This is a genomic window from Oxalicibacterium solurbis (assembly GCF_014635845.1).
GTDB lineage: Bacteria > Pseudomonadota > Gammaproteobacteria > Burkholderiales > Burkholderiaceae_D > Oxalicibacterium > Oxalicibacterium solurbis.
Genome location: NZ_BMDP01000001.1, coordinates 566,897 through 588,842, shown reverse-complemented (window position 1 = coordinate 588,842; position 21,946 = coordinate 566,897). Strand labels below are relative to the sequence as shown.

The 21,946-nt window shown below is 60.1% G+C and carries 23 protein-coding genes and 1 riboswitch; of the genes, 14 read left to right on the top strand and 9 right to left on the bottom strand.

Features of this window, described 5'->3' with window-relative positions:
• The first annotated feature begins 47 nt into the window (after positions 1–47).
• From IEV40_RS02830 to IEV40_RS02810, 5 genes are all read left to right on the top strand, one after another.
• Positions 48–989: a CysB family HTH-type transcriptional regulator gene (locus IEV40_RS02830; protein ID WP_188419432.1), complete on the top strand. Its 942-nt coding sequence runs from the start codon at positions 48–50 to the stop codon at positions 987–989.
• Positions 990–1,013: 24 nt separating this feature from the next.
• Positions 1,014–1,667: a class I SAM-dependent methyltransferase gene (locus tag IEV40_RS02825; protein ID WP_188419431.1), complete on the top strand. Its 654-nt coding sequence runs from the start codon at positions 1,014–1,016 to the stop codon at positions 1,665–1,667.
• Positions 1,668–1,684: 17 nt separating this feature from the next.
• Positions 1,685–1,951, top strand: coding sequence for a hypothetical protein (locus tag IEV40_RS02820; protein ID WP_188419430.1), 267 nt, complete (start codon positions 1,685–1,687; stop codon positions 1,949–1,951).
• A 7-nt stretch (positions 1,952–1,958) separates the two neighbouring features.
• Positions 1,959–2,291, top strand: coding sequence for a DUF6572 domain-containing protein (locus tag IEV40_RS02815; protein WP_188419429.1), 333 nt, complete (start codon positions 1,959–1,961; stop codon positions 2,289–2,291).
• Between the two features lie 141 nt (positions 2,292–2,432).
• Complete coding sequence (locus tag IEV40_RS02810; RefSeq protein ID WP_188419428.1) at positions 2,433–3,413, top strand: Bug family tripartite tricarboxylate transporter substrate binding protein; 981 nt, start codon at positions 2,433–2,435, stop codon at positions 3,411–3,413.
• Between the two features lie 209 nt (positions 3,414–3,622).
• Here IEV40_RS02810 and IEV40_RS02805 read toward each other — a convergent pair whose 3' ends face one another.
• The 6 genes from IEV40_RS02805 to IEV40_RS02780 all read right to left on the bottom strand — a co-directional run bounded on the left by IEV40_RS02805 (position 3,623) and on the right by IEV40_RS02780 (position 8,523).
• Complete coding sequence (locus tag IEV40_RS02805) at positions 3,623–4,291, bottom strand: PqiC family protein (protein ID WP_188419427.1); 669 nt, start codon at positions 4,289–4,291, stop codon at positions 3,623–3,625.
• Positions 4,288–5,946 carry a PqiB family protein gene (locus tag IEV40_RS02800; RefSeq protein ID WP_188419426.1) on the bottom strand — a complete coding sequence of 553 codons (1,659 nt, stop codon included), beginning with the start codon at positions 5,944–5,946 and terminating at the stop codon, positions 4,288–4,290. The genes IEV40_RS02805 and IEV40_RS02800 overlap by 4 nt, the downstream gene beginning before the upstream one ends.
• Positions 5,943–6,566 carry a paraquat-inducible protein A gene (locus tag IEV40_RS02795; protein ID WP_188419425.1) on the bottom strand — a complete coding sequence of 208 codons (624 nt, stop codon included), beginning with the start codon at positions 6,564–6,566 and terminating at the stop codon, positions 5,943–5,945. Before IEV40_RS02795 ends, IEV40_RS02800 begins: the two co-directional genes overlap by 4 nt.
• A complete protein-coding gene (locus tag IEV40_RS02790; protein ID WP_188419424.1) occupies positions 6,563–7,192 on the bottom strand; it encodes a paraquat-inducible protein A in 630 nt (209 codons plus the stop codon). The genes IEV40_RS02795 and IEV40_RS02790 overlap by 4 nt, the downstream gene beginning before the upstream one ends.
• A gap of 25 nt (positions 7,193–7,217) precedes the next feature.
• Positions 7,218–7,982, bottom strand: coding sequence for an exodeoxyribonuclease III (gene xth, locus IEV40_RS02785; protein WP_188419423.1), 765 nt, complete (start codon positions 7,980–7,982; stop codon positions 7,218–7,220).
• A gap of 136 nt (positions 7,983–8,118) precedes the next feature.
• Positions 8,119–8,523, bottom strand: coding sequence for a group III truncated hemoglobin (locus IEV40_RS02780; protein WP_188419422.1), 405 nt, complete (start codon positions 8,521–8,523; stop codon positions 8,119–8,121).
• Between the two features lie 104 nt (positions 8,524–8,627).
• Positions 8,628–8,751: riboswitch (ZMP/ZTP riboswitch) on the top strand.
• A gap of 126 nt (positions 8,752–8,877) precedes the next feature.
• Between IEV40_RS02780 and glyA the strand changes: the two genes are divergently transcribed.
• Positions 8,878–10,122 (top strand): serine hydroxymethyltransferase, encoded by a 1,245-nt coding sequence (glyA, locus tag IEV40_RS02775; RefSeq protein ID WP_188419421.1) that lies wholly within the window; start codon positions 8,878–8,880, stop codon positions 10,120–10,122.
• 144 nt (positions 10,123–10,266) lie between these two features.
• Positions 10,267–10,740: a transcriptional regulator NrdR gene (gene nrdR, locus IEV40_RS02770; RefSeq protein WP_188419420.1), complete on the top strand. Its 474-nt coding sequence runs from the start codon at positions 10,267–10,269 to the stop codon at positions 10,738–10,740.
• 87 nt (positions 10,741–10,827) lie between these two features.
• Here nrdR and IEV40_RS02765 read toward each other — a convergent pair whose 3' ends face one another.
• Entirely contained in the window at positions 10,828–11,805 is a 978-nt protein-coding gene (locus IEV40_RS02765; protein WP_188419419.1) for a DUF72 domain-containing protein, read from the bottom strand.
• A 214-nt stretch (positions 11,806–12,019) separates the two neighbouring features.
• Here IEV40_RS02765 and IEV40_RS02760 point away from each other — a divergent pair, with 214 nt between their 5' ends.
• The 6 genes from IEV40_RS02760 to IEV40_RS02735 all read left to right on the top strand — a co-directional run bounded on the left by IEV40_RS02760 (position 12,020) and on the right by IEV40_RS02735 (position 18,776).
• On the top strand, positions 12,020–12,502 hold the full coding sequence (locus tag IEV40_RS02760) for a MarR family winged helix-turn-helix transcriptional regulator (protein WP_188419418.1): 483 nt from the start codon (positions 12,020–12,022) through the stop codon (positions 12,500–12,502).
• 19 nt (positions 12,503–12,521) lie between these two features.
• Entirely contained in the window at positions 12,522–14,051 is a 1,530-nt protein-coding gene (locus IEV40_RS02755; protein WP_188419417.1) for an efflux transporter outer membrane subunit, read from the top strand.
• On the top strand, positions 14,048–15,340 hold the full coding sequence (locus IEV40_RS02750; RefSeq protein ID WP_188419416.1) for an HlyD family secretion protein: 1,293 nt from the start codon (positions 14,048–14,050) through the stop codon (positions 15,338–15,340). Before IEV40_RS02755 ends, IEV40_RS02750 begins: the two co-directional genes overlap by 4 nt.
• Before the next feature lie 2 nt (positions 15,341–15,342).
• Positions 15,343–16,902 (top strand): DHA2 family efflux MFS transporter permease subunit, encoded by a 1,560-nt coding sequence (locus IEV40_RS02745; RefSeq protein WP_188419415.1) that lies wholly within the window; start codon positions 15,343–15,345, stop codon positions 16,900–16,902.
• Positions 16,902–18,083, top strand: a complete 1,182-nt coding sequence (gene earP, locus IEV40_RS02740; RefSeq protein ID WP_188419414.1) for an elongation factor P maturation arginine rhamnosyltransferase EarP — start codon at positions 16,902–16,904, stop codon at positions 18,081–18,083. The genes IEV40_RS02745 and earP overlap by 1 nt, the downstream gene beginning before the upstream one ends.
• Before the next feature lie 117 nt (positions 18,084–18,200).
• Positions 18,201–18,776, top strand: a complete 576-nt coding sequence (locus IEV40_RS02735) for an elongation factor P (protein WP_188419413.1) — start codon at positions 18,201–18,203, stop codon at positions 18,774–18,776.
• Positions 18,777–18,871: 95 nt separating this feature from the next.
• On the opposite strand, the gene IEV40_RS02730 is transcribed toward IEV40_RS02735, so the two are convergent.
• A complete protein-coding gene (locus tag IEV40_RS02730; RefSeq protein ID WP_188419412.1) occupies positions 18,872–19,870 on the bottom strand; it encodes a M48 family metallopeptidase in 999 nt (332 codons plus the stop codon).
• Between the two features lie 13 nt (positions 19,871–19,883).
• On the bottom strand, positions 19,884–20,966 hold the full coding sequence (locus IEV40_RS02725) for a YjgN family protein (RefSeq protein ID WP_188419411.1): 1,083 nt from the start codon (positions 20,964–20,966) through the stop codon (positions 19,884–19,886).
• 425 nt (positions 20,967–21,391) lie between these two features.
• Here IEV40_RS02725 and IEV40_RS02720 point away from each other — a divergent pair, with 425 nt between their 5' ends.
• Positions 21,392–21,946 carry a bactofilin family protein gene (locus tag IEV40_RS02720; RefSeq protein WP_188419410.1) on the top strand — a complete coding sequence of 185 codons (555 nt, stop codon included), beginning with the start codon at positions 21,392–21,394 and terminating at the stop codon, positions 21,944–21,946.

The following is a 21,946-nucleotide window of genomic DNA, read 5'->3' as shown; positions in this document are numbered from 1 at the left end:
AAGCAACCACGGAAAACGACGATGCGGAAGATGCCGGGAGGAAAATCGTGAATCTTCATCAACTACGTTTCGTCCGCGAGGCGGTGCGCCAGAATTTCAACCTGACCGAAGCCGCCAAGGCGCTGTTTACATCGCAGCCGGGCGTGTCCAAGGCCATCATCGAACTCGAAGAAGAGCTCGGTGTTGATATTTTTACACGTCACGGCAAACGTATTCGTGGCTTGACCGAGCCTGGCCGCGCGGTGTTGAAATCGGTCGAGACCATCATGCAGGAAGTCGACGGCCTGAAGCGCATCGGCAACGAATTCGCTGCGCACGACAGCGGCAGCTTCACGATCGCCACCACGCATACCCAGGCGCGCTACTCGCTGCCCAAGGTGGTGCAGGCTTTTTCGCAGAAATTCCCGAAAGTGCGGTTGTCGCTGTTGCAAGGCAATCCGAAACAGGTGGCCGACATGGTGCTGATGGATCAGGCCGATCTGGCAATCGCGACCGAATCGATCGCCGATGTCGACGGGCTGATTTCGCTGCCGTGCTATCAGTGGGAGCATCTGGTCGTCGTGCCGCCCGATCATCCGCTGCTGAAATCGAAATCGGTGACGCTGGAGGAAATCGCCGCCTATCCGCTGATCACCTACGACAATGCCTTCACCGGCCGCAACAAGATCGACCATGCGTTCCAGTTGCGCGGCCTGAAACCGGACATTCTGCTGGAAGCGATCGACGCTGACGTCATCAAGACCTATGTGGAATTGAATCTGGGCGTCGGCATCATCGCCGGCATGGCCTTCGATGCGGAACGCGACAAGAACCTGTGTGCAATCCCGGTCGGCCATCTGTTCGGTACCAACGTATCGCGGCTGGCGTTGAAGCAGGGCGCCTACTTGCGCGGCTATGTATTTACTTTCATCGAATTGCTGGCGCCGACATTGAATCGCAAGCTGGTGGAGCAGGTGTTGAGCGGGAAAAAGGATGTATATGAGCTTTAACCACGACCGTTGTGAAGGAAAGAGATGAGCGAGACGGTCAAGACCGATATGGCCGAGTACTACGCGCGGCGCGACAACTTCGATGAAGAGGATGTCGAGAATCCCGACGCGATGGATGCGCTGGACGAAATCATGGAACGCCTGCGCGAACTGATGACCGGCCAACGCGTGCTGGAACTGGCTTGCGGCGACGGCTACTGGACAGACGAACTGGCCGAATATGCGGAATCGGTGCTGGCGACCGACATCAATCCGAATTTGCTGGAACTGGCGAAGACGCGCGAACTTCCCGAGGAAGTCGTGCAGTTCGCCGTCGCCGATGCGCGCGATCCGCAGGTGGATGGCAGCTTTACTGCGTGCTTTGCCGGCTTCTGGTGGTCGCACGTGCGGCGGCAGGATCAGGCCGATGTGATTGCATGCTTGACCAAGGTCGTCGGCAAGGGAGGCTTGCTGGTACTGGTCGACAATTCTTTCATCGAAGGCGAAACCGTGATCGCGCGCACCGATGCGGAAGGCAATACCTACCAGATCCATACCGTGCCGGGCGGCGAACGCTACGAGATCGTCAAGAATTATCATACCGACAGTACGCTGCGCAAACGGCTGGGGCCGTTGCTGCGCGATATGCGCGTGCATCGTTACGATCATTACTGGATGTTGACCGCCAGACTGAAATAGGCGGCAAAGGAGCAGGCATGAGATCCACCAAGGCCACGGCCGCCGTCGAGCGGTTGAAGGAACGCAGCGGCAACGAACACTATGCGATGGTGATGACCGGCGACAGCCTGTTCTATCTGGTCGATCGTTCGGCAGAACAGGAACAGGTTGTGAGCGAGCGGTTGCCGCTCGAAGAATTCGTCACCTTCGTCAAAACGTTCGGCCCGCAGAAACCGCGCAAGGCGACGAAGTCCGACCTCGCTTTCGAAAAACAGCTGGTCAAGAAGCAGGTGGCCGATAAGTAAGCAATCGATGGAACAGCAGGGTTTCGATACGATTGCCCTTGATCGCGCATCCGGCGAATGTGTGCTGACGCTGATCGACCATCTGCCCTGGGATGCGCAGCATCTGTACGATTTGCAGCAGCGCATCAATCTCTGCCTGCGGACGATCGAAAGCGGCGAACTGTTTCTTTCCCATCCCGATGCTGCCGATGGCGAGTTCGCCATCGTGCTGCGCTGCATCCACGAACCCGATACAGAGGCGCGTGCCTTCCTGGAGCAGGCGCGCGAAATGCTGGACGAGGCAGGCTACCGGCTGCGTTTCGGGCCGCTCGGTTCAGCGTATGCGGACACCTCAGCGTAACGCGCTGCCGACATCGGCTGCCGGATACGGTATGCTTCAGCCACGGTCACATCGCCGCACTTCGGTGCCGTGTACGTGTCCTGAATGTATCTTTGAATATTCCGAAGCCTGAAGAGTGATTCACTTTTACAAGGACAGAACATGAGACAAGCATCCCGCGGCAGCAAACTTCTTCTTTGTGCCCTGGCGGCAGCCAGTTTTTCCGCCAGTGCCCTGGCGCAGAGCTGGCCGCATTCCACCGTTACCGTCGTCGTTCCCTGGCCGCCGGGCGGCCCGTCGGACATCGCAGCACGTCCGATCGCCAAGCGCCTGACGGAAGATCTGGGCCAGCCGTTCGTCATCGACAACCGCGGCGGCGGCGGCGGCAATATCGGCAGTGCCGTCGTGGCACGCGCCCATCCGGATGGCAACACGCTGCTGATCACGTCCAGTGCGCCTATCGTCATCAATCCGAGCCTGTACAAGAAGATGCCGTTCGATCCGGCGAAGGAGCTGACGCCGATCACCAACCTGCTGCGCGTGCCGCTGGTGCTGGTGGCCAATCCGGCAGTGCCGGCCAACAACCTGAAGGAACTGATGGCCTACATCCAGTCGAAGAAGGGCGATTTCTCGTACGCTTCGGCCGGCTCGGGCACGCCGCAGCACATGACGGGCGAACTGTTCAAGAGCGTCACGCATCTCGACATGACGCACGTGCCGTACAAGGGTTCGGCGCCGGCGATTTCCGATCTGCTGGGCGGCCATGTGCCCATCATGTTCGACAGCATGATTGCCATCATGCCGCACATCAAGAGCGGCAAGGTGAAGGCAATCGCGATTTCCGGCGACAAGCGTTCGCCGCTGCTGCCTGACGTGCCGACCTTCGCCGAATCGGGACTGCCGCAGGTGGTGTCGTATGCCTGGTACGGCTTCTTTGCGCCAGCCGGCACGCCGAAGCCCATCATCGACAAGATCAATGCCGAAACGCTGAAGGCGATGAAAGCACCGGAATTCCAGCGCATCCTGGCCGATACCGGCTCGGACTATGTCGGAGATACGCCGGAAAATTTCGCCAAGTTCGTCAAGGAAGAGTCGGTGAAGTGGTCGAAGGTCGTCAAGGAAAGCGGTGCGACGGTCGACTGATCCAACTGCTCCAAAAGCAAATAAAAAGCCCGTCTTCGTGACGGGCTTTTTTATTGGCAACGCGGAAGGGCTAGATTGAAAACGGCGCGATGACATGCCGTCGGCTTTTTGCATCCTTGTAACGTTGAATCATCCTTCTACCATTGCGCGATATCCATGCAGGCCGGTACGGAGCAGCTTGTGCCAATCCGTTCTGCATGATCCCGGCGTTATGGAGTCGTGCGGCTGTTGAGTGTGTCTTTTGATGTAACGGCGCCGGTCGTCGTGCAATCCGATTGGCGCGAACCCATCCAGCTTCTGGCATCGGTGGCTATTCTGTCGGCCAGTGCTGCCAGCGCGCGCTGCTGGGCCTGCACCAGTTCCGGATAGTTGCCCGATACGGGTTCATCGAATTGGCCGTGGCATATCAAGCGCGCGTTTCCTGTTTCATCCGCCAATCCCAGGCTCCAGTCGGCATCGAGACGCACGCGTTGTCCGGGCCATGCATCGAAGCGGCGAACCTGCAGTTTTATTCTCAGCACGGGTTTGTCCGTCGATCGGGGTAGACCGGCGATATCCAGCGTGTCCAGTTTGCGCGTCAGCTGGGCCGACAACGCATTGCGCAATTCGTCGCTCAGCGGTCCGGCCCAGCGTTCGCCGTCGAGCAGGGCCAGGCTGCTGTCGCCTGCGCGCACAACCAGTTGCGGCTGGTCGAGCTGGGCCGGAATGCCTACCGGCAGTACGTCGATCAGGAACGCTGCCGGCTCTCCATGCGCAATCGTTTGCGCGGCGGGAGCAAGCAGCGTGTGATAGCGGACCGGTGGCGCGGAAGAGCAGGCGGTCAATCCGGCGATCAGCACGATGGTTGCGGCCAGGCCGGGGCGAATGGAAAGCTTCATCGCGAAGACTCCTGCGAAGTGATTGGCGTGGAAGGTTCGATTGCAGGTGCAGCATCGTCCGGACGTCCGCGCAGCAGCGCTTCCGGATGGCGTCCGAGCATATCGGTCAGTGTACGCAACGAGCGGGCGGCACGCTGCACTTCCTGAAGCGTCTGCCCCAGGTTTTCCTGCAATGGCGCATCTGTCGCCAGCGCGCCTTGCGCGGTCCCGAGTGTCTGTCGCGCCTGTTGCAGGGTTTGCGTGGTTTCGGGCAGCACCTGCCCATTGATCTGCTTCAAGGTCTGGTTCAGGTCCGTCAGCGTGGTGTCGAGATTGCGTCCAATGGAGTCGAGCGGCATCTTCTCGATCTTGCTGACGATGCTGGCCACCTGTTCCTGCAATTGGTCGAAGCTGCCGTTGACGGTGGGGATCGTAATCGGCCGTGCGGACAGGTCGAACGCCACTTCCGGCGCATGGGGCACGAAATCCAGCGAGATATAGAGTTGCCTGGTCAGCAGATTGCCTGAGCGGGCTTGCGCGCGCAGGCCGTGTTTGACCATGCCGCGCAGGAAGCGGGCCGCCTGTTGCTGCTGGTCGCCTTCGAGCTTGGGCAGTTTGTCCAGCACCCGGCCGAGGCGCTGCGGATACACGACGATGCCGACCACGGTGGGAAAGCGGCGTCGGACCGGATCGTAGTCCAGATTTATCGATACGACCTTGCCCAGATCCACGCCGGAGAATTGCACCGGCGCCCCGATGGACAGGCCGCGCAGCGATTGATCGAAGCGCAACTGGATGTACTGCGCCGGACCGTCCGGCGGCGCCATGGCGCTTGCCTGATCCTGCATCAGGGTGAATTGCGCATGTTCGGGAGCGGCTTCGCCCCGGCTGCGTACGGGCGTGGCGAAGGCGATGCCTCCCGCGACGATCGTGGTCATGGATTGCGTCTTCAGCTTGAGCCCGTCTGCACCCAGCGAGACGTCCACGCCGCTGGCATTCCAGAATCGCGTGTCGGCGGTGACGAAGCGGTCATAGGGGGCGTTGATGAAGATTTGCACGTTGACGCGTTTGCCGTCTTCGTCGAGCTTGTAGGCCGTCACGCGGCCAACCTGGATGCGCCGGTAGTAAATCGGCGAACCGATGTCCAGCGATCCCAGGTCTTCGGTATGCAGGACGAAAGACTTGCCGGGCGTGCCGCTGATGACCGTGGGCGGTGTTTCGAGTCCGGTGAACGATCTGGCCGATTCCTTGGCGGTGCCGGCGTCCACCGCGATATAGGCGCCGGAGAGCAGCGTATCGACACCCGATACGCCGCCGATGCCGATGCGCGGACGCACGACCCAGAAGCGCGTGTCCTTGCGTGTCAGGCTCGCTGAACTCTTGGCCAGCGACACCGTGACGATCACGTGAGAGCCATCGTCGCTCAGCGCGATATCGGATACCGCGCCTACCGTTACGTCCTTGTACTTGACCGGTGTCTTGCCGGCTTCCAGCCCGGTGGCGGTGCGGAACGCGATGGTGATCTCCGGTCCTGCCGACAGCCACGCGTGCAGCAGCATCGACAGCCCGATCAGGGCGGCCACGGCCGGCACCAGCCATACCAGCGATATTCTCCAGCGGTGGCGGGTGACCAGCGGATCGCCGGGAGTGGATACGTGTTCGGGTGTGTCGCTCATTGTTCCTCACTGTCCCAGATCAGGCGGGGATCAAAATGCATGGCCGAGAGCATGGTGAGAATGACCACCATGCCGAAGAAAAGGATGCCGATGCGCGGCTCGATGTCGCTCAGCAACTGGAACTTGACCAGCGCCGCGACGACCGCCACCACCAGCACATCGAGCATCGACCAGTAGCCGATCAGTTCGACCAGCCGGTAAAGTCTGGCGCGTTCGCGCATGGCCCAGCGGCTGCGGCGTCCGACAGTCGTCAGCAGCAGGCCGAGAACCAGGAATTTGGTGCATGGTACTGCCACGCTGGCGATGAAAATCACCAGGGCGATGCCGTACGAACCGGTTTTCCAGAACTCGATGACACCGCGCATGATGGTACTGTCGCTGCCGCTGCCGAGCAAACTGGTGTACATGACCGGCAATACGTTGGCCGGAATGTAAAAGATTATGCCGGCGATCAGCAAGGCCCAGGCGCGTGCGAGGCTGTTGCGGCGGCGGCGATGCAGCATCGTTCCGCAACGCGGGCAGCGGGCGTGTCCGGTTTCGGCGAGCGTATCCTCGCAGGCCAGCCCGCAGGCATGGCAGCCGACGATGCCCAATTCGCGTGCACGGGGCGGGCCGTTCATGCGCGAGCCTCATGGCGGAAAGGCTTGTGTTCGGTCAATTCCCACAGCCAGTGGATATCGCGGTTGGCGATCAGCGTGATGAGTATCATCAGCCCGGCCGTGGCCCAGATGCCGGCGCCCGGCGCCACTTGCAGAAAACTGGAAAGCTTGATGATGGCCACCAGGATGCCGAGCAGGCCGACTTCGATCATGCTCCACGGCCGCAGCGTAACCAGCATCCGCATCGCCTGCGCAAAGCCCGGTGCACGGCGGCCAATGCGGGCATAGCCCAGCACCCATGCCAGCAGGCTTATCTGCATGAACGGCACCACGATAATGGATAGCGCGGTCGGCACGGCAATGAGGGCAATTGGCCCGTGCGCCAGCGCGGCGGCCGACTGCCACAGTGTGGCTTCGTTGTGCTGTCCTTGCAGGCTGATGCGGACCACCGGGTATGCATTGGCGATCACGAATACGATGGCTGCGGCGACGGTAAGCGCCAGCCACCGGTCGACGGTGAGACGGTTCGCGCGATAGAGCACCGCCGCGCACCGCGCACAACGAGCGACCTCCGTCGGCGCCAGATGTCTGCGCCGGTACACGCTATCGCAATGTTCGCAAACGATCAGGTCGGGAAAGCTTTTCATGATGCCGTTGCGGAGCGGTGCCTGTTTATTGAATGGTTGCGATCACCGGTGCATGGTCGGAAGGCTGTTCCCATTTGCGGGGTACCTTGTCGATTACGCAGGCGGTACAGCGTGCCGCCAGCGGCTGCGTCAGCAGAATGTGATCGATGCGCAAGCCCATGTTGCGGCGGAAGGCCATCTGGCGGTAGTCCCACCAGCTGTAGAGCTTTTCCGGCTGCTCGAACATGCGGAAGGCATCCTTCATCTCCAGCGACAGCAGATCGCGGAAGGCGTTGCGTTCCGGTTCGGATACGTGCGTCTGTCCTTCCCATGCTGCAGGATCGCAGACGTCGCGATCTTCCGGCGCGATGTTGTAGTCGCCCAGCAGCGCCAGTTGCGGATGCTTCTCGCATTCGACTTTCAGCCAGTCGTGCAACGCCTTCAGCCATTGCATCTTGTAGGTGAATTTTTCCGAATCCAGCGACTGGCCGTTCGGGATGTAGACGCAAACGATGCGCATCCCTTCGATGGTCGCGGCGATGATGCGTTGATGATCGTCCGGGAACAGCGGGTTGTTCTTCACCACGTCGGCAATCGGATGACGCGACAGGATGGCAACACCGTTATAGGTCTTCTGGCCGGAGAAGACAGCGTGATAGCCGGCAGCCTCGATTTCGGCGAGCGGGAATTTGTCGTCGGTGAGCTTGAGTTCCTGCAGGCACAGGATGTCGACCGGATTTTCTTCCAGCCATTTGAGGACGTGCGGCAGGCGGACCTTGAGGGAGTTGACGTTCCAGGTGGCAATCTTCATGTGATGGAGAATTCCTTGTTTTTCAAATGCTTGCGGATGCGTATCGTGTGTGTCGTATCGTCCGGTTATCCGGGGCCGACGGGCAGTTGCCGATTTTATTGGAATGCGGGGCGATCCGGCGTTGCAGAGCGCGGTTTCAGGTGCGCGGCAGATCGGTAGGCAGTTTGTCCGGACGATTGCCCATCTGCCACGCGTACCACAGGCTTTGCGCAATGCGTTGTGCCGCTCCTTTGGCGCGTTCGCGCAGCGCTGCATTGGGTTGTGCCGCCAGCGTTTCGTCGAACAGCGACAGCCAGCGCTCGAACATCGCGGGGCTCAGCTCGGGCAATGCGACGTGCTTCTGCATCGGCGTGCCCGAATAGCGGCCGGTGCCGCGCAGGATGGAAGTCCAGAAATCGGTCAGCAGCGCGAGGTGATGGTCCCAATCCTCGATGCGCGCATTGAAGATCGGGCCGATCAGGTCGTCGCGCCGGACCTTGGCGTAAAACTTGCGGACGAAATCGGCGACTTCCTCGTCCGTGCAGAGTTCAGGTGAAATCATTTTGCATCTCTCGAAACGCTATTTGCCGACGGCCGTCCAGGCCTGGTTTCCGGCGGGCGGCGACTTGCTGAACGGACGGCCTTCCCGTAGAATCCTTGCACCATTTCGTCTCACGTAACTGGCGAAAATCGGTCGATTTTCCCGAATGTTGCCGGAAGATCGCACCGAAAAGGTGGAAGCACACCGTGAAGCGTGAGATCAGATCCGCCGTGCGCCTGGGCAGCCGAATGGCAGGCAAGACTGAGGCTGTCGCATGTTGTCCGTCCCTCACTCGATCCGTCAGCATTGTGTCGCTGTCCATTGTACGCGCCCTCGGTCGCGTCTCGGACCATTTTGAACGATTGGAGTCATTGCATGTTTTCGAAAGACCAAACCCTCGCGAAAGTCGATGCGGAATTGTGGGATGCGATCCAGAAGGAAAATACCCGCCAGCAGCAGCACATCGAACTGATTGCGTCGGAGAACTATACGTCGCCGGCCGTGATGGAGGCGCAAGGTTCGCAGTTGACCAACAAGTATGCGGAAGGTTATCCGGGCAAGCGCTACTACGGCGGTTGCGAATACGTGGACATCGTCGAGCAGCTGGCGATCGATCGCGTCAAGCAACTCTATGGCGCAGAAGCTGCCAACGTGCAACCGAACTCGGGTTCGCAGGCGAACCAGGGTGTGTTCCTCGCTGTGCTGAAGCCGGGCGATACCATCATGGGCATGTCGCTGGCCGAAGGCGGCCACCTGACGCACGGCATGGCACTGAACATGTCGGGCAAGTGGTTCAACGTCGTCTCCTACGGCTTGAACGACAAGGAAGAAATCGATTACGAGCAGATGGAACGTCTGGCGCGCGAGCACAAGCCGAAGCTGATCATCGCCGGTGCATCGGCTTACGCGCTGCGCATCGACTTCGAGCGCTTCGCGAAGGTTGCCAAGGAAATCGGCGCCTACTTCATGGTCGACATGGCGCACTATGCCGGCCTGATCGCCGCCGGCGAATATCCGAACCCGGTGCCGTTCGCCGACTTCGTCACGTCGACTACGCACAAATCGCTGCGCGGCCCGCGCGGCGGCTTCATCCTGATGAAGGCCGAGCACGAGAAGATCATCAATTCGGCGATCTTCCCCGGCCTGCAGGGCGGTCCGCTGATGCACGTGATCGCCGGCAAGGCGACTGCGTTCAAGGAAGCGCTGGCGCCGGAATTCAAGACGTACCAGCAGCAAGTCGTGAAGAATGCAGATGCGTTGGCGAAGGCATTGATCGCGCGCGGTTTGCGCATCGTGTCACATCGCACCGAAGCGCACGTGATGCTGGTCGACCTGCGCGCGAAGAAGATCACCGGCAAGGATGCGGAAGCCTTGCTCGGTCGTGCGCACATCACCTGCAACAAGAATGCGATCCCGAACGATCCGGAAAAACCGTTCGTTACTTCCGGCATCCGCCTCGGCAGCCCCGCGATGACGACGCGTGGCTTCAAGGAAGCGGAAGCGACCAAGGTCGGCGACCTGATCGCCGATGTGCTGGACAATCCGAACGACGAAGCGACGATCGCACGTGTGAAAGCCGAGGTCCAGAAGCTGACCGACGCTTTCCCGGTGTACGGTTGACGAAGCAGTACGCGATGCCTGGCGCATCGCATCAGCAGCAGTAAGGAATGGCCTTGTGCGAACGGTGTTCGGCAAGGCCATTTTGGGATGGTCGAGGGAGTACGCCCTCGTCGATCGTGGTGTGATACCTCAAGGTGGGTTGCCATGAAGTGCCCTTTTTGCCAGAGCGAAGATACCCAGGTTCTCGATACGCGCGTATCGGAGGAGGGCGACAGCATTCGCCGCCGCCGCCGTTGCGCACAGTGCGACAAGCGTTTCACGACTTACGAGCGCGTCGAGCTGACGATGCCGGTGGTCGTCAAGAAAAACGGCAGCCGCATCGATTTCGATCCGGGAAAGTTGCGCGGAAGCCTGCAGCTGGCATTGCGCAAGCGGCCGGTGCCGGCCGAGGCGGTCGATGCCGCCATTCATCGCATCGAGCAGAAGCTGCTGTCCAGCGGCGCGCGCGAGGTGTTGTCCGGCCAGATCGGCGAACTGGTGATGCGCGAACTGCAGCGATTGGACAAAGTGGCCTACATCCGCTTTGCATCGGTCTACAAGAGCTTCGAGGACGTGGCCGAATTCCAGGATGCAATTGCCGAGATCGGCAGCGAACGCAAGCCGAAGTCGCCGTCCTGACGGGAGCGTTCGGAACCTGCGAAACGGTTTCAATCAACAACGGTTTCAATCAACAACGGTTTCAATCAACGATGATCGGCTCTGTCTTCAGCGCCGTTTCTTTGTCAGCAGGTCGCTGACTTCGGCGGCATTCCACAGCGAATGCTGCAATCCCTTCATGTCGTTTTCCACCGCGCTGCCGCGCAGGCGGCTTGCCAGTCGTGCGGCATCGAAAGGAGCGCGTACCTTCTGGTCGTTATCGAAGTAGCAGAAGACGTCGCGCGGTTTCTTTGCTGCCTTTCTGCATGACGGTGCGCCTGCGATGCGCTGTGCATCGCGCGGTTCGCTGCCGTTTTCCCATGTCCTGATGCGTTTGGCCCAGCAATCGAGTGCGTTGTCGGAATAGGCGCCGCTGTACAGCGTTTCGGTGCCGTGCAGCCGCATGTAGATGAAATCGGCGGTGACGTCTTCGGCATAAGGCCAGTTCGCCGTCGAATCGGAAAACACCAATGCGGCGCGGTATTTGCGCAGCATCTGAATGAACGTTTCGTCGCAAAAACTCGGATGGCGGATTTCGATGGCGTGATGCAGCGGGCGCTTGCGATCGGTTTTCAGGCAGACATGCTTGATGTGTGCGTCGTGATGCTTCGCGACTTCGACGGCGGTTTCGGTGTCGTGCGGCAATCCTTGCAGGAAGGCTTCGAACAAGTCGGGATCGAAGCGCAGGCTGGGCGGAAACTGCCACAGGATGGGGCCCAGCTTCTCGCGCAGGTTGAAAAGGCCGGAAGCGAGGAAGTTGGCGATCGCCGTCGCCGACCGTTCGCCGCGCAGCCGCAGGATATGCGTCACGAAGCGCGGCGCCTTCACGCTGAACATGAAATGCGGCGGTGTGACCGCATACCAGGACTGATAGCTGGCCGGCGTCTGCAATGCGTAGTGGGAGCCGTTGATTTCTATCGTCTGCAATGCGCGCGATGCAAAGGCGAGTTCATGCGCTTGCGGCAATTGCGGCGGATAGAAGGCATTGCGCCAGCCGGCGTAGCGCCAGCCCGAAATGCCGGTACGTGTCGACGTAGGTGATGCCATGGCGGTCTCCGTGTGTTCTGCAGCGCGTCGATTGCGGTTCTCTTTTTGTTGAGGGCAGGTGAACGGAAATGTTCCTGCGGCTGTCCGGTCGTAGCGAAATTGCCGCACTTTTCGGCATCGGCCTGTGCAAATCCGGAAAAGCTGCTATATTGCTGCCTAAGCAGTAATTGCTCAGGTAATTACTGGCATGGTAGTTATTGATAAGGCAAATATCATGACCGATTTCAAGAAAATGTTTCCCTCCGGGGCCTGGTGCGTGGATGAAAGCGTCGGCTACCTGCTGAAGCGCTCGCAGATCAAGCTGGCCAAGGCCGTCGATATCGTGCTGGCGTCGCATGACATCACGCATGCGCAAGGCAGCATCGTCCTGATGTTGCATTCCGGACATTATTCGACCGCAGCCGAACTGGCGCGCGAGCTTTACATCGATTCCGCATCGATCACACGCATGCTGGACCGGCTGGAAAAGCGCGGCCTGATCGTGCGCATGCCGTGCAGCGACGATCGCCGCGTCATCAATCTGAAGCTGTCGGACGAGGGCAACAAGCTGGCCGATCAACTGCCGAATCTGTACGGCGCGGTGCTGAGCAGGAATTTCGTCGATTTCAGCGCCGAGGAAGTGGCCTTGTTGAAGACCTTGCTGCGCAAGTTTCTGGCGACGGAAGTGCCGGCCGAGGCTGGCAAGGACGTGAAGTAATCACAGGCGGGAACGCAAGATGAACCATTCTTTATCCAATCCAGTGCCGGGCCCGGCCCGTTCTTTCCGCGGCCTGCTGACAGCCAGTTGCGCTGCCGTGCTGCTGACGGCCTGCGCCAGCTTCGACGGTATTGCGCCGTCGTCGCAACTGCAGCAGCCGGCGAACTATGCAGCGGCCGAATCGCTGCCGGGGCAACATGGCCAATGGCCGGATGCATCGTGGGCGCGTGCGCTCGGCGGCGAGCCTCTGCAGTCGCTGATCGATGAAGCGCTGGCGGGCAATCCGGGCCTGCAGGTGGCGCAGGCGCGCGTGGCGGCTGCCAAGGCGGCGGCAGAAGTGGCTGGCGCCAACGGCGATCCGGTGTGGTCGGCGACCTTCGATGCGACTTACCAGCGCTATACCGAAAACGGCATCATTCCGCCGCCGCTGGCCGGTTCGTACAAGACCGACAGCCAGCTTGCGCTGAATTTCTCCTACGACTTCGATTTCTGGGGGCGGCATGCTGCCGAGTTCCGCAGTGCCATTTCGCAGGACAAGGCGGCGCAGGCCGAACAGTACAACGCACGTCTGGTGATTTCGACGGCGGTGGCGCGTGCCTGGGTGCAACTGGCGCAGCAATACGAACAGCGTGATCTGAACCAGCAGCAGCTGGAAGTAGGCGAGAAACTGCAGAAGCTGGCACGCCTGCGCTACGACGCCGGACTGGATGCGAAGAGCGACGAAGAACAGATCAAGCAATTGATAGCCAGCCTGCGCGCCACACAGGCGCAACTGGATGAAGCGATCGTGCTGACGCGCAATCAGCTGGCTGCGTTGATGGGCCAGGGACCGGATCGCGGCTTGCGTATTCCACGGCCGACGTTACCGGTGGAAGAGGCGATTGCGTTGCCGGACGAGTTGCCGCTGACGTTGCTGGGCCGCCGTCCCGACATCACTGCCGCGCGCTGGCGCGTGGAGGCCGCGCAGGGCGATATCGATGCGGCCAAGACGGCTTTTTATCCGAATGTGAATCTGGTGGCTTTCGCCGGTTTTTCCGCAATCGGTCTCGACAACCTGCTGGAAAGCGGCAGCCGCGTTGCCGGCATCGGTCCTGCGATCAGCGTGCCGATTCTCGACAGTACGCGCTTGCGCGGCGGCTTGAAGCAACGCGTTGCGACCTACGACGCGCAGGTCGCGACCTACAACCAGACGCTGACAGAAGCGCTGCACGATGTGGCGGATCAGGTGAAATCGCTGCAGTCGGCAATTGCACAGAGTCGTCAGCAGGAACTGGCGACGCAAGCCGCTGCCAACACGCTGCAACTGGCGCGCGATCGCGAACGCGTCGGCACCACCAACATGCTGCCGGTGCTGCAATCGCAGCTGTTCTACCTGTTCCAGAAACGTATCGATCTCGATTCGCAGGCGCGCCGCAGCGAAATGCACATCGCGCTGATCAAGGCGCTGGGCGGCGGTTTCGACTCACAGGCGCAGGGCTTGATACATGACGCGCATGACAACAATTCTTCTTCGAACAATGATTCTCCCTCAGTGAGCAATGCATCATGAATACGACCAATCAGGAAGCCCAAAAAGTCGATAGCCAAAGTGGAAATGGCAGCGGCAGCGAAAATGGAAACGGCAAGCGTCGCCGCCAGCTGATCATTGTGACGGTTGTGCTGGCGCTATTGGCAATTGCCTACGGCGCATGGTGGTTCCTTTATGCGCGCCATTTCGAGGATACCGACGATGCGTATGTCGCCGGCAACATCGTGCAGGTAACGCCGCAGGTCGGCGGCACTGTTGTTGCGATTCATGCCGACGACACCGAGCTGGTGCAGGCGGGCAAGCCGCTGGTCGATCTGGATCGCAGCGATGCCAGGGTGGCGCTGGAACAGGCCGAGGCACAACTGGGACAGACCGTGCGCGAAGTGCGCAAGCTGTTCGTCGACAATGCCACGCTGAACGCCAACATCGCGCAGCGCAGCACTGAAGTCGAACGTGCGCGTGCCGACCTGACGCGCCGCCAGCAACTGGCCGGCACCGGAGCTGTTTCGAAGGAAGAACTCGAGCACGCGCGCGCCGCGCTGGAAGCTGCTGAATCCTCGCTGCAGGCCACGCGCAAGCAACTGGCATCGAACCAGGCGTTGACCGATCACACGACGGTTGCCCAGCATCCAAATGTCCAGGCCGCAGCAGCGCAGGTGCAGGCTGCCTATCTGGCTTATGCGCGCACCACATTGCCGGCGCCGATCACCGGCTATGTCGCCAAGCGTTCGGTGCAGGTCGGCCAGCGTGTAGCGCCCGGTACGCCGCTGTTGGCGATCGTGCCGCTGAATTCGCTGTGGGTCGATGCCAACTTCAAGGAAGTGCAGGTGGCGAAGATGCGTATCGGCCAGCCGGTGACGCTGGAATCCGACGTCTATGGCGGCAAGGTGGAATACCACGGCAAGGTGGTCGGCCTGTCGGCCGGCACCGGTGCGGCGTTTGCGTTGCTGCCGACGCAGAATGCCAGCGGCAACTGGATCAAGGTCGTGCAGCGCATCCCGGTGCGTATCGCGCTCGATCCGAAGGAGTTGCAGGACAAGCCGTTGCGCGTGGGCCTGTCGATGCTGGTGACGGTGGATGTCTCGCATTCGGAAGGCACGTCGCTGACTTCGACCGAACCGGTGCGCAGTGAGCCGGCATATGAAACCGCCGTGTTCGACAATCTCGGCAAGGAAGCCGAAGCGCGCGTGGCGCAAATCATCGCCGCCAATGCAAACGGCGAGGCGGGTGCAAGTGCCGCGAGCGCCACGAATGCAGCCAAGCCTGCGCCTGCCGCAAAATCCAACGAGACCAATCAAGCCGCACACTGACCATGAGCGCCACACCCAATAAAACCGGCGGCTTGCCGCCGCTTTCCGGCACGCCGCTGGTACTGGGCACGCTGGCGCTGTCGCTGGCAGTGTTCATGAACGTGCTCGATTCGTCGATCGCCAACGTGTCGATCCCGGCAATTTCCGGCGACCTCGGCGTGTCGCCGCAGCAGGGTACGTGGGTCATCACATCGTTTGCGGTGTCGAATGCGATCTCGGTACCGCTGACCGGCTGGCTGACGATGCGTTTCGGCCCGGTGAAGCTGTTCGTGTCGTCGATCATCCTGTTCATCATTGCATCGGCATTGTGCGGACTGGCGCCCAGCATCGGCATCCTGATCGCTGCGCGCGTGCTGCAGGGCGCGGTTGCAGGTCCGATGATCCCGCTGTCGCAGGCTTTGCTGCTGGCCAGCTATCCGCCGGCCAAGAGCGGGATGGCGCTGGCGTTCTGGGGGATGACCACGCTGGTCGCGCCGGTCGCCGGGCCGCTGCTTGGTGGCTGGATCTCGGACAATTACACGTGGCCGTGGATCTTTTACATCAACATCCCGATCGGCCTGTTTGCGGCCTGGGCCACGTGGTCGATCTACAAGCATCGCGAAGGCAAGACGGTCAAGCTGCCAATCGATAAGGTTGGCCTGGGCCTGCTGGTGATATGGGTCGGTTCGCTGCAAGTCATGCTCGATAAAGGCAAGGAACTCGACTGGTTCAACTCCGGTATCGTGATTGCGCTGGCGGTGATCGCCGTCGTCGCCTTCATCTACTTCGTGATCTGGGAACTGGGCGAGAAGCATCCGGTGGTCGATCTGTCGCTGTTCGCCGGCCGCAATTTCAGCGGCGGCGTGGTGGCGATCTCGGTCGGCTATGGCCTGTTCTTCGGCAGTCTCGTGATCCTGCCCTTGTGGCTGCAGACGCAGCTTGGCTACACGGCGACCGAAGCAGGCAAGGTGATGGCGCCAGTCGGCGTTCTCGCGATCATCATGTCGCCCATCGTCGGCAAGATGCTGCCGAAGGTCGATGCACGCATCGTCGCAACAATGGCCTTCCTGATCTTCGCAGTGGTGTTTTTCATGCGCGCGCAATTCAACGAGAACGTCGATTTCTATACGCTGATGGTGCCGACGGTGATCCAGGGTGCGGCGATGGCGATGTTCTTCATTCCGCTGACGTCCATCATCCTGTCCGGCCAGCCGTCTGAGAAGATTCCGGCAGCGGCGGGTTTGTCGAACTTCGTGCGCATCATGTTCGGCGGCATGGGTACCTCGATCATCTCGACGATGTGGGACGACCGCTCGATCCTGCACCATGCACAACTGGCCGAATACACGGGCGCGCACAATCTTGCGTTCACGCAGGCAGTCAACGGCCTGATGGCGCGCGGCATGTCGCAACAGGAAGCCTGGGCTGTGGTGGAGCGAACGATGACGGTGCAGGCCAGCACATTGGGTGCGACCGATATATTCTGGATTTCTGGAATCCTGTTCGTGGTGCTGATCGGTTTTGTCTGGCTGACCAAGCCGAGCAAGTCGGCTGCGCCGGTCGATGCGGGAGGCGCGCACTGATGGTGGTTGAAAAGAAGGCGACGTCGCTCGCGCTGTTCTGCAAGGTCGTCGACAACTATGGCGACATCGGCATTTGCTGGCGTCTTGCACGGCAGTTGCATGCCGAGCATGGCATCGCCGTCACGCTGTGGGTGGACGATCTGCGCAGCTTCCGGCGGATCTGTCCTGATATCGCGGCAGAGGCGGATGTTCAGCAGGTCGCTGGCGTGGCGGTGCGTCACTGGCGCGACCAGCAGGACGTGTTCGCTCCGGACGACGTGGCCGATATCGTCATCGAATTCTTTGCCTGTGACATTCCGCCTGGCTATATCGAAGTCATGGCGCAATGTACGCCGCGTCCGGTCTGGCTGAACCTGGAAGGGCTGACGGCGGAAGAATGGGTCGAAGGTTGCCATCAATTGCCGTCCATGCATCCACGCCTGCCGCTGACCAAACATTTCTTCTTCCCCGGCTTCACGGACAAGACGGGCGGCCTGTTGCACGAAGCACATTTGGAAGAACAACGCCGTCGTTTCCAGTCGGATGCCGCCGCCATACAGGCGTTTCTTGCACGATTCGGCGTGACGGCGCAGGAAGAGCATGCGCTGAAGATTTCGCTGTTCTGCTATCCGCATGCGCCGGTCGCGGCGTTGTTCGATGCGTGGCAAAACGGCAATACGCCAGTCACCTGTCTGGTGCCGGAAGGTGTGGCTACGGACGCGGTGCATGAATTTCTCGGCATGGACGGCAAACCGGGGACGTCACGCACGCGCGGTGCGCTGACTGTGCGCGTGCTGCCTTTCGTTTCGCAGCAGGATTACGATCGCCTGCTGTGGGCCTGCGATTTGAACTTCGTGCGTGGCGAGGATTCCTTCGTCCGTGCGCAATGGGCCGGCCGGCCGTTCGTCTGGCATATCTATCCGCAGGACGAAAACTTGCATCACAAGAAGCTGCGTGCTTTCCTGCAGCGTTATGTGGCGGGTATCGAAGATCTTTCCGCATTGTGGCTGCACTGGAACGGCGCCGCTGCCGAGCCGGCCGATTGGTCGCGACTGTGGTCGAATTTTCAAGACGCGATGCCGAAACTGGAGAAACGGTCGGCGGACTGGCTGCAGCAGGTGCTGGCAAACGGCGATCTGGCGACGAATCTGTTGAAATTTGCCGACGTTCTACGCTCGGAGCCGGGCAAAAACAAGGTATAATGCGCGGTTAATTTACGTCCGGTCAGACGTCGGGCTGATGGCGCCGTCGCAGGCCTGTCATCTGGCCATGTAGCGGCAGATGATCTTCATGCAACCCCATTTTTACGATCACTTTCTATGAAATTCGCAAAAGAAGTCCGCGTTGGCAACATCATCATGGTGGAAGGCAAGCCGTTTATCGTGCTGCGTTCCGACGTCAACGGCTCCAGCCGTACCGGTTTCACCTACAAGTGGAAGATGAAGAATCTTCTGACCAGCGCGCCGCTGGAAAACGTGTTCCGCGGCGACGACAAGTTCGACGTCGTCGTGCTCGACAAGAAGCCGGTCACCTACTCGTACTTCGCCGATCCGCTGTACGTCTTCATGGATGAAGAGTACAACCAGTACGAAATCGAAGAGGAAAACCTCGGCGAGGCGCTGAACTACCTGAAGGACGGCATGGAATGCGAAGCCGTGTTCTACGACGGCAAGGCGATCTCGGTCGAACTGCCGACCATCATCGCGCGTCAGATCATCTATTCGGAACCGGCCGTCAAGGGCAACACTTCGGGCAACGTGCTGAAGGAAGCCAAGATCGAGAACGCCATCGAAGGCAAGCAGCACATCGTCCAGGTGCCGCTGTTCGTCGATCAGGGCGACGTCATCGAAATCGATACGCGTACCAACGAATACAAGAAAGTGGTACGCGACTAAGCATCATCGGTCGCAACAAAAAAACGCTGCCCAAGGGCAGCGTTTTTTTATGTCGCGATTTTTTGTGCATGCGCGAATGAGCGATACAAGATAGTTCAGCGCGCATTTTCGATATGCGCAATGCGTTCATCGGTCGGCGGATGCGAGGACAGGTAAGGTGATATTTCGTCGCCGTTGCCGGCCGCTTTCTGGAGTTTCTCGAAGCCGCCGACCAGTTGCGTCAGCGGAATCCCGTTCTTCTTCATCATCGCGATCGCGTAGTCGTCCGCTTCGCGCTCTGCGTCGCGCGAATATTTCATGTCCAGCAGCAGCGTCGGAATGTTGGCGACGATGGCCGATGCATCGCCGAAGATGGCGGTAGCCGCAGCACCGATGGCCGAACTCTGCACCACGCGGCGCATCAGGTGACGTTCGTGCAGATGCCCCAGTTCGTGTGCGAGGATGCCGGCGATCTGTTCGTCGTTGTCCATTAATGCAATCAATTCATCGGTCAGCACGATTTCGCCGGACGGCAGAGCGAAGGCATTCGGCCCGATGCGGCTTTTGCGGAAGACGATCGTGTAATCCGGGGCGCCGGCCTGCGGTGCGACCAGCGATTTGAAATGCGCGACGATGGCAGCCTGGCGTGCCGGCGGCAGCTTGCTCGGTGCCAGGAGCCGGCGATCGAGGAAACTCAGCATGCCGCGGCTGATTGCCTGCTCGGTGCTGGCCGGAAGCACCTTGGCGATGGCTTCGGCTGCCAGCGGCAGGCCGTACAGATAGGCCAGGACCAGCACGATGGCCGTGGCGGCGAAAGCTGCCAGTGCACCGCGCCAGCTTTGCTGCATGCGCACGACGGCGGAATCGCGATGGCCGGTGGCGGCCAGCAACGCGTCAAAGGCTTGCGTGTCCCGGATTTCCAGATAGGCATCGTCCGGGAAGGTCACCTTGCGCGGCCCATGATGCACGCGTTCGGAAACGTGCAATTCCGCGAGCGGGCAGCTGCGCTGGGCATCGCCGTCGATGACTGCGATGCCGCTTTCGACGGACAGCGTCACGTGATGTGCACGCGACGTCCTGCCGTCGAAGTAGAGCGCCGGGATTGCCGTTGTCACGTGTATCCCATCATTACAGCGAAAGGTCGAAATCGAGCAGGTCGGCCATGCCTTCGCCGGTGGCGGAAACCTGTTCCTGTTCGGCGGCGATGAAATGGTCGAGACTGCCGTCGGGCAACAGCGTCATCGATTCGACACGGTATTTCATCGCACGGATCGTCGCAAACGGCAGGAACAGGCCGAGTGTGCAAATGATGCCGATGATGTTGGTGACGGCGATGAATGCCATGCGCGGCCATTTCATTTCGCTGGTGAAACGATGCGGGCCGAGCTGGGTGTGGTTCCAGATCAGATTCTGGATCAGTGTGGCGAAGATGGGGATGAGGATGAACATCCACGCATACAGCGCCAGCAGGAAGGTGAAGATGGTGACGCTGCCTGCGCCCGACGCGGATTCGCGATCGAGTCCGCCGGCGATCGCGGCGAACAGCGCGCCGCCGAGTGTCACGGAAATGGCCACGATGCCCGCCAGCCAGATCGCGAACACGATCAGGTAGGCGATGTAGAAGCGGCCGACCGTGCCGTCGAACGAGAAATGCGTGGCGCCGAAGCGACTTTGCTCGTGCTGGTATTTTTTGATGCGCTGGTGCGCGAAGGGCGCGGTCAGGTAAAGCGTGATCATCGCCAGCGCCGGCCACAGCAGGAAGACGGTATAGATGCCCTTCGCTTCGCCGCGAAAGCCGAAACGGATACCGCGATAGCTGGTGTTGTATAGCTTGAATTGCAGGCTGCGCCAGATCAGCCACGGTGCGACGACAAGCAATGCAGCGATCGTCAGCAGGCCGACCAGATCGGAAATCTCGAAAGCGATGTTGTAGAGCACGATCAGGACGAAGGCGACGATGCGCCCCTTCAGGATGGCGACCGCATTGCCGTGGTATTCGAAGCTGCTGCCGGCGACCTGTGTGCTGCCGTAGAAATAGCGGGTGCGGCGCACCTTGGCCCACGCGGAATAGATCCCCAGCGTGACGACGGACAGCAGCAGGTTGACGATCCAGATGCGGAAATATTCGCTGCCGGTGCCGCTGAACGTGAAACGCTGCGGTTCGTCGGAAAAGGGGGATGCGGGTACGGCAGAAGCGGACGGTTCGATCATGCGAGCTCCCTGAGAATTATTCTTGTTTTGATGCCCGCGCAGCATTACCTGCCGGTAATCGCTTGTCAAGCCACAAGCATGGGATGTGCGAGTCGTTCCTGCTGCGAGCTATAAAAATTTTCCCGGCGGCACGATTACATAAATGTGTTTGTGTCTTGCTTAAAGTTTAGGCAGAACAAATTTTACAAAAAATGTAACAAATGCGAACTTTCGCATGCTTAGCTACACCAAGCGAAGGTTTGCGTTGCGCGTGATTTTCCCTCTGGAAAATCACGCCTGCATCGCATTTCCATGGTGCAAAAATCGATGCGTGCATATCCTGTCTTCCGGTGTGGCGGTTCTGCGTGGCCGACACAATTTTGCAGGGCACGCGCGATCTGCTTTATCTCGTCATTGCGACACATCGACATCACTCAGGAGACTTCATGCTTCGTTCCGATACGCTTTTTGGCAAGCGCGATGCCAATTCGCCCAATCCTCCACTCGGTTCCTCCCACGCATCTTCGTCATTGAATTCGTCAGGCGGTTCGGCTGGCGCCAACAGTTTCAACAAACCGTCGTCCCTGTCGTCGGGCGGCCTGAATAATGCACAGCAGCAATCGACATCGACCACCAATGAAGTAGGCAGCAAACTGATCGTCGGACCCAACATCAAATTGAAGGGCGTCGAAATCACCGATTGCGATACGCTGGTTGTCGAGGGTTTCGTCGAGGCGACGATGGATTCGCGCGTGATCCAGATCGCCAAGAACGGTTCGTTCAAGGGTTCGGCCGGCATCGACATCGCCGAGATCCATGGCGAATTCGACGGCGACCTGACGGTGCGTCAGAAACTGGTGATCTACGCGTCGGGCAAGGTCTCGGGCAAGATCCGCTACGGCAACGTGGTAATCGAAGAAGGCGGCCAGCTGGCTGGTGACGTCCAGGTAGGCGCGGGTTCGTCCGCAGCGAAAAATCTGTCCGTCGCCAAGAGCGTCTGA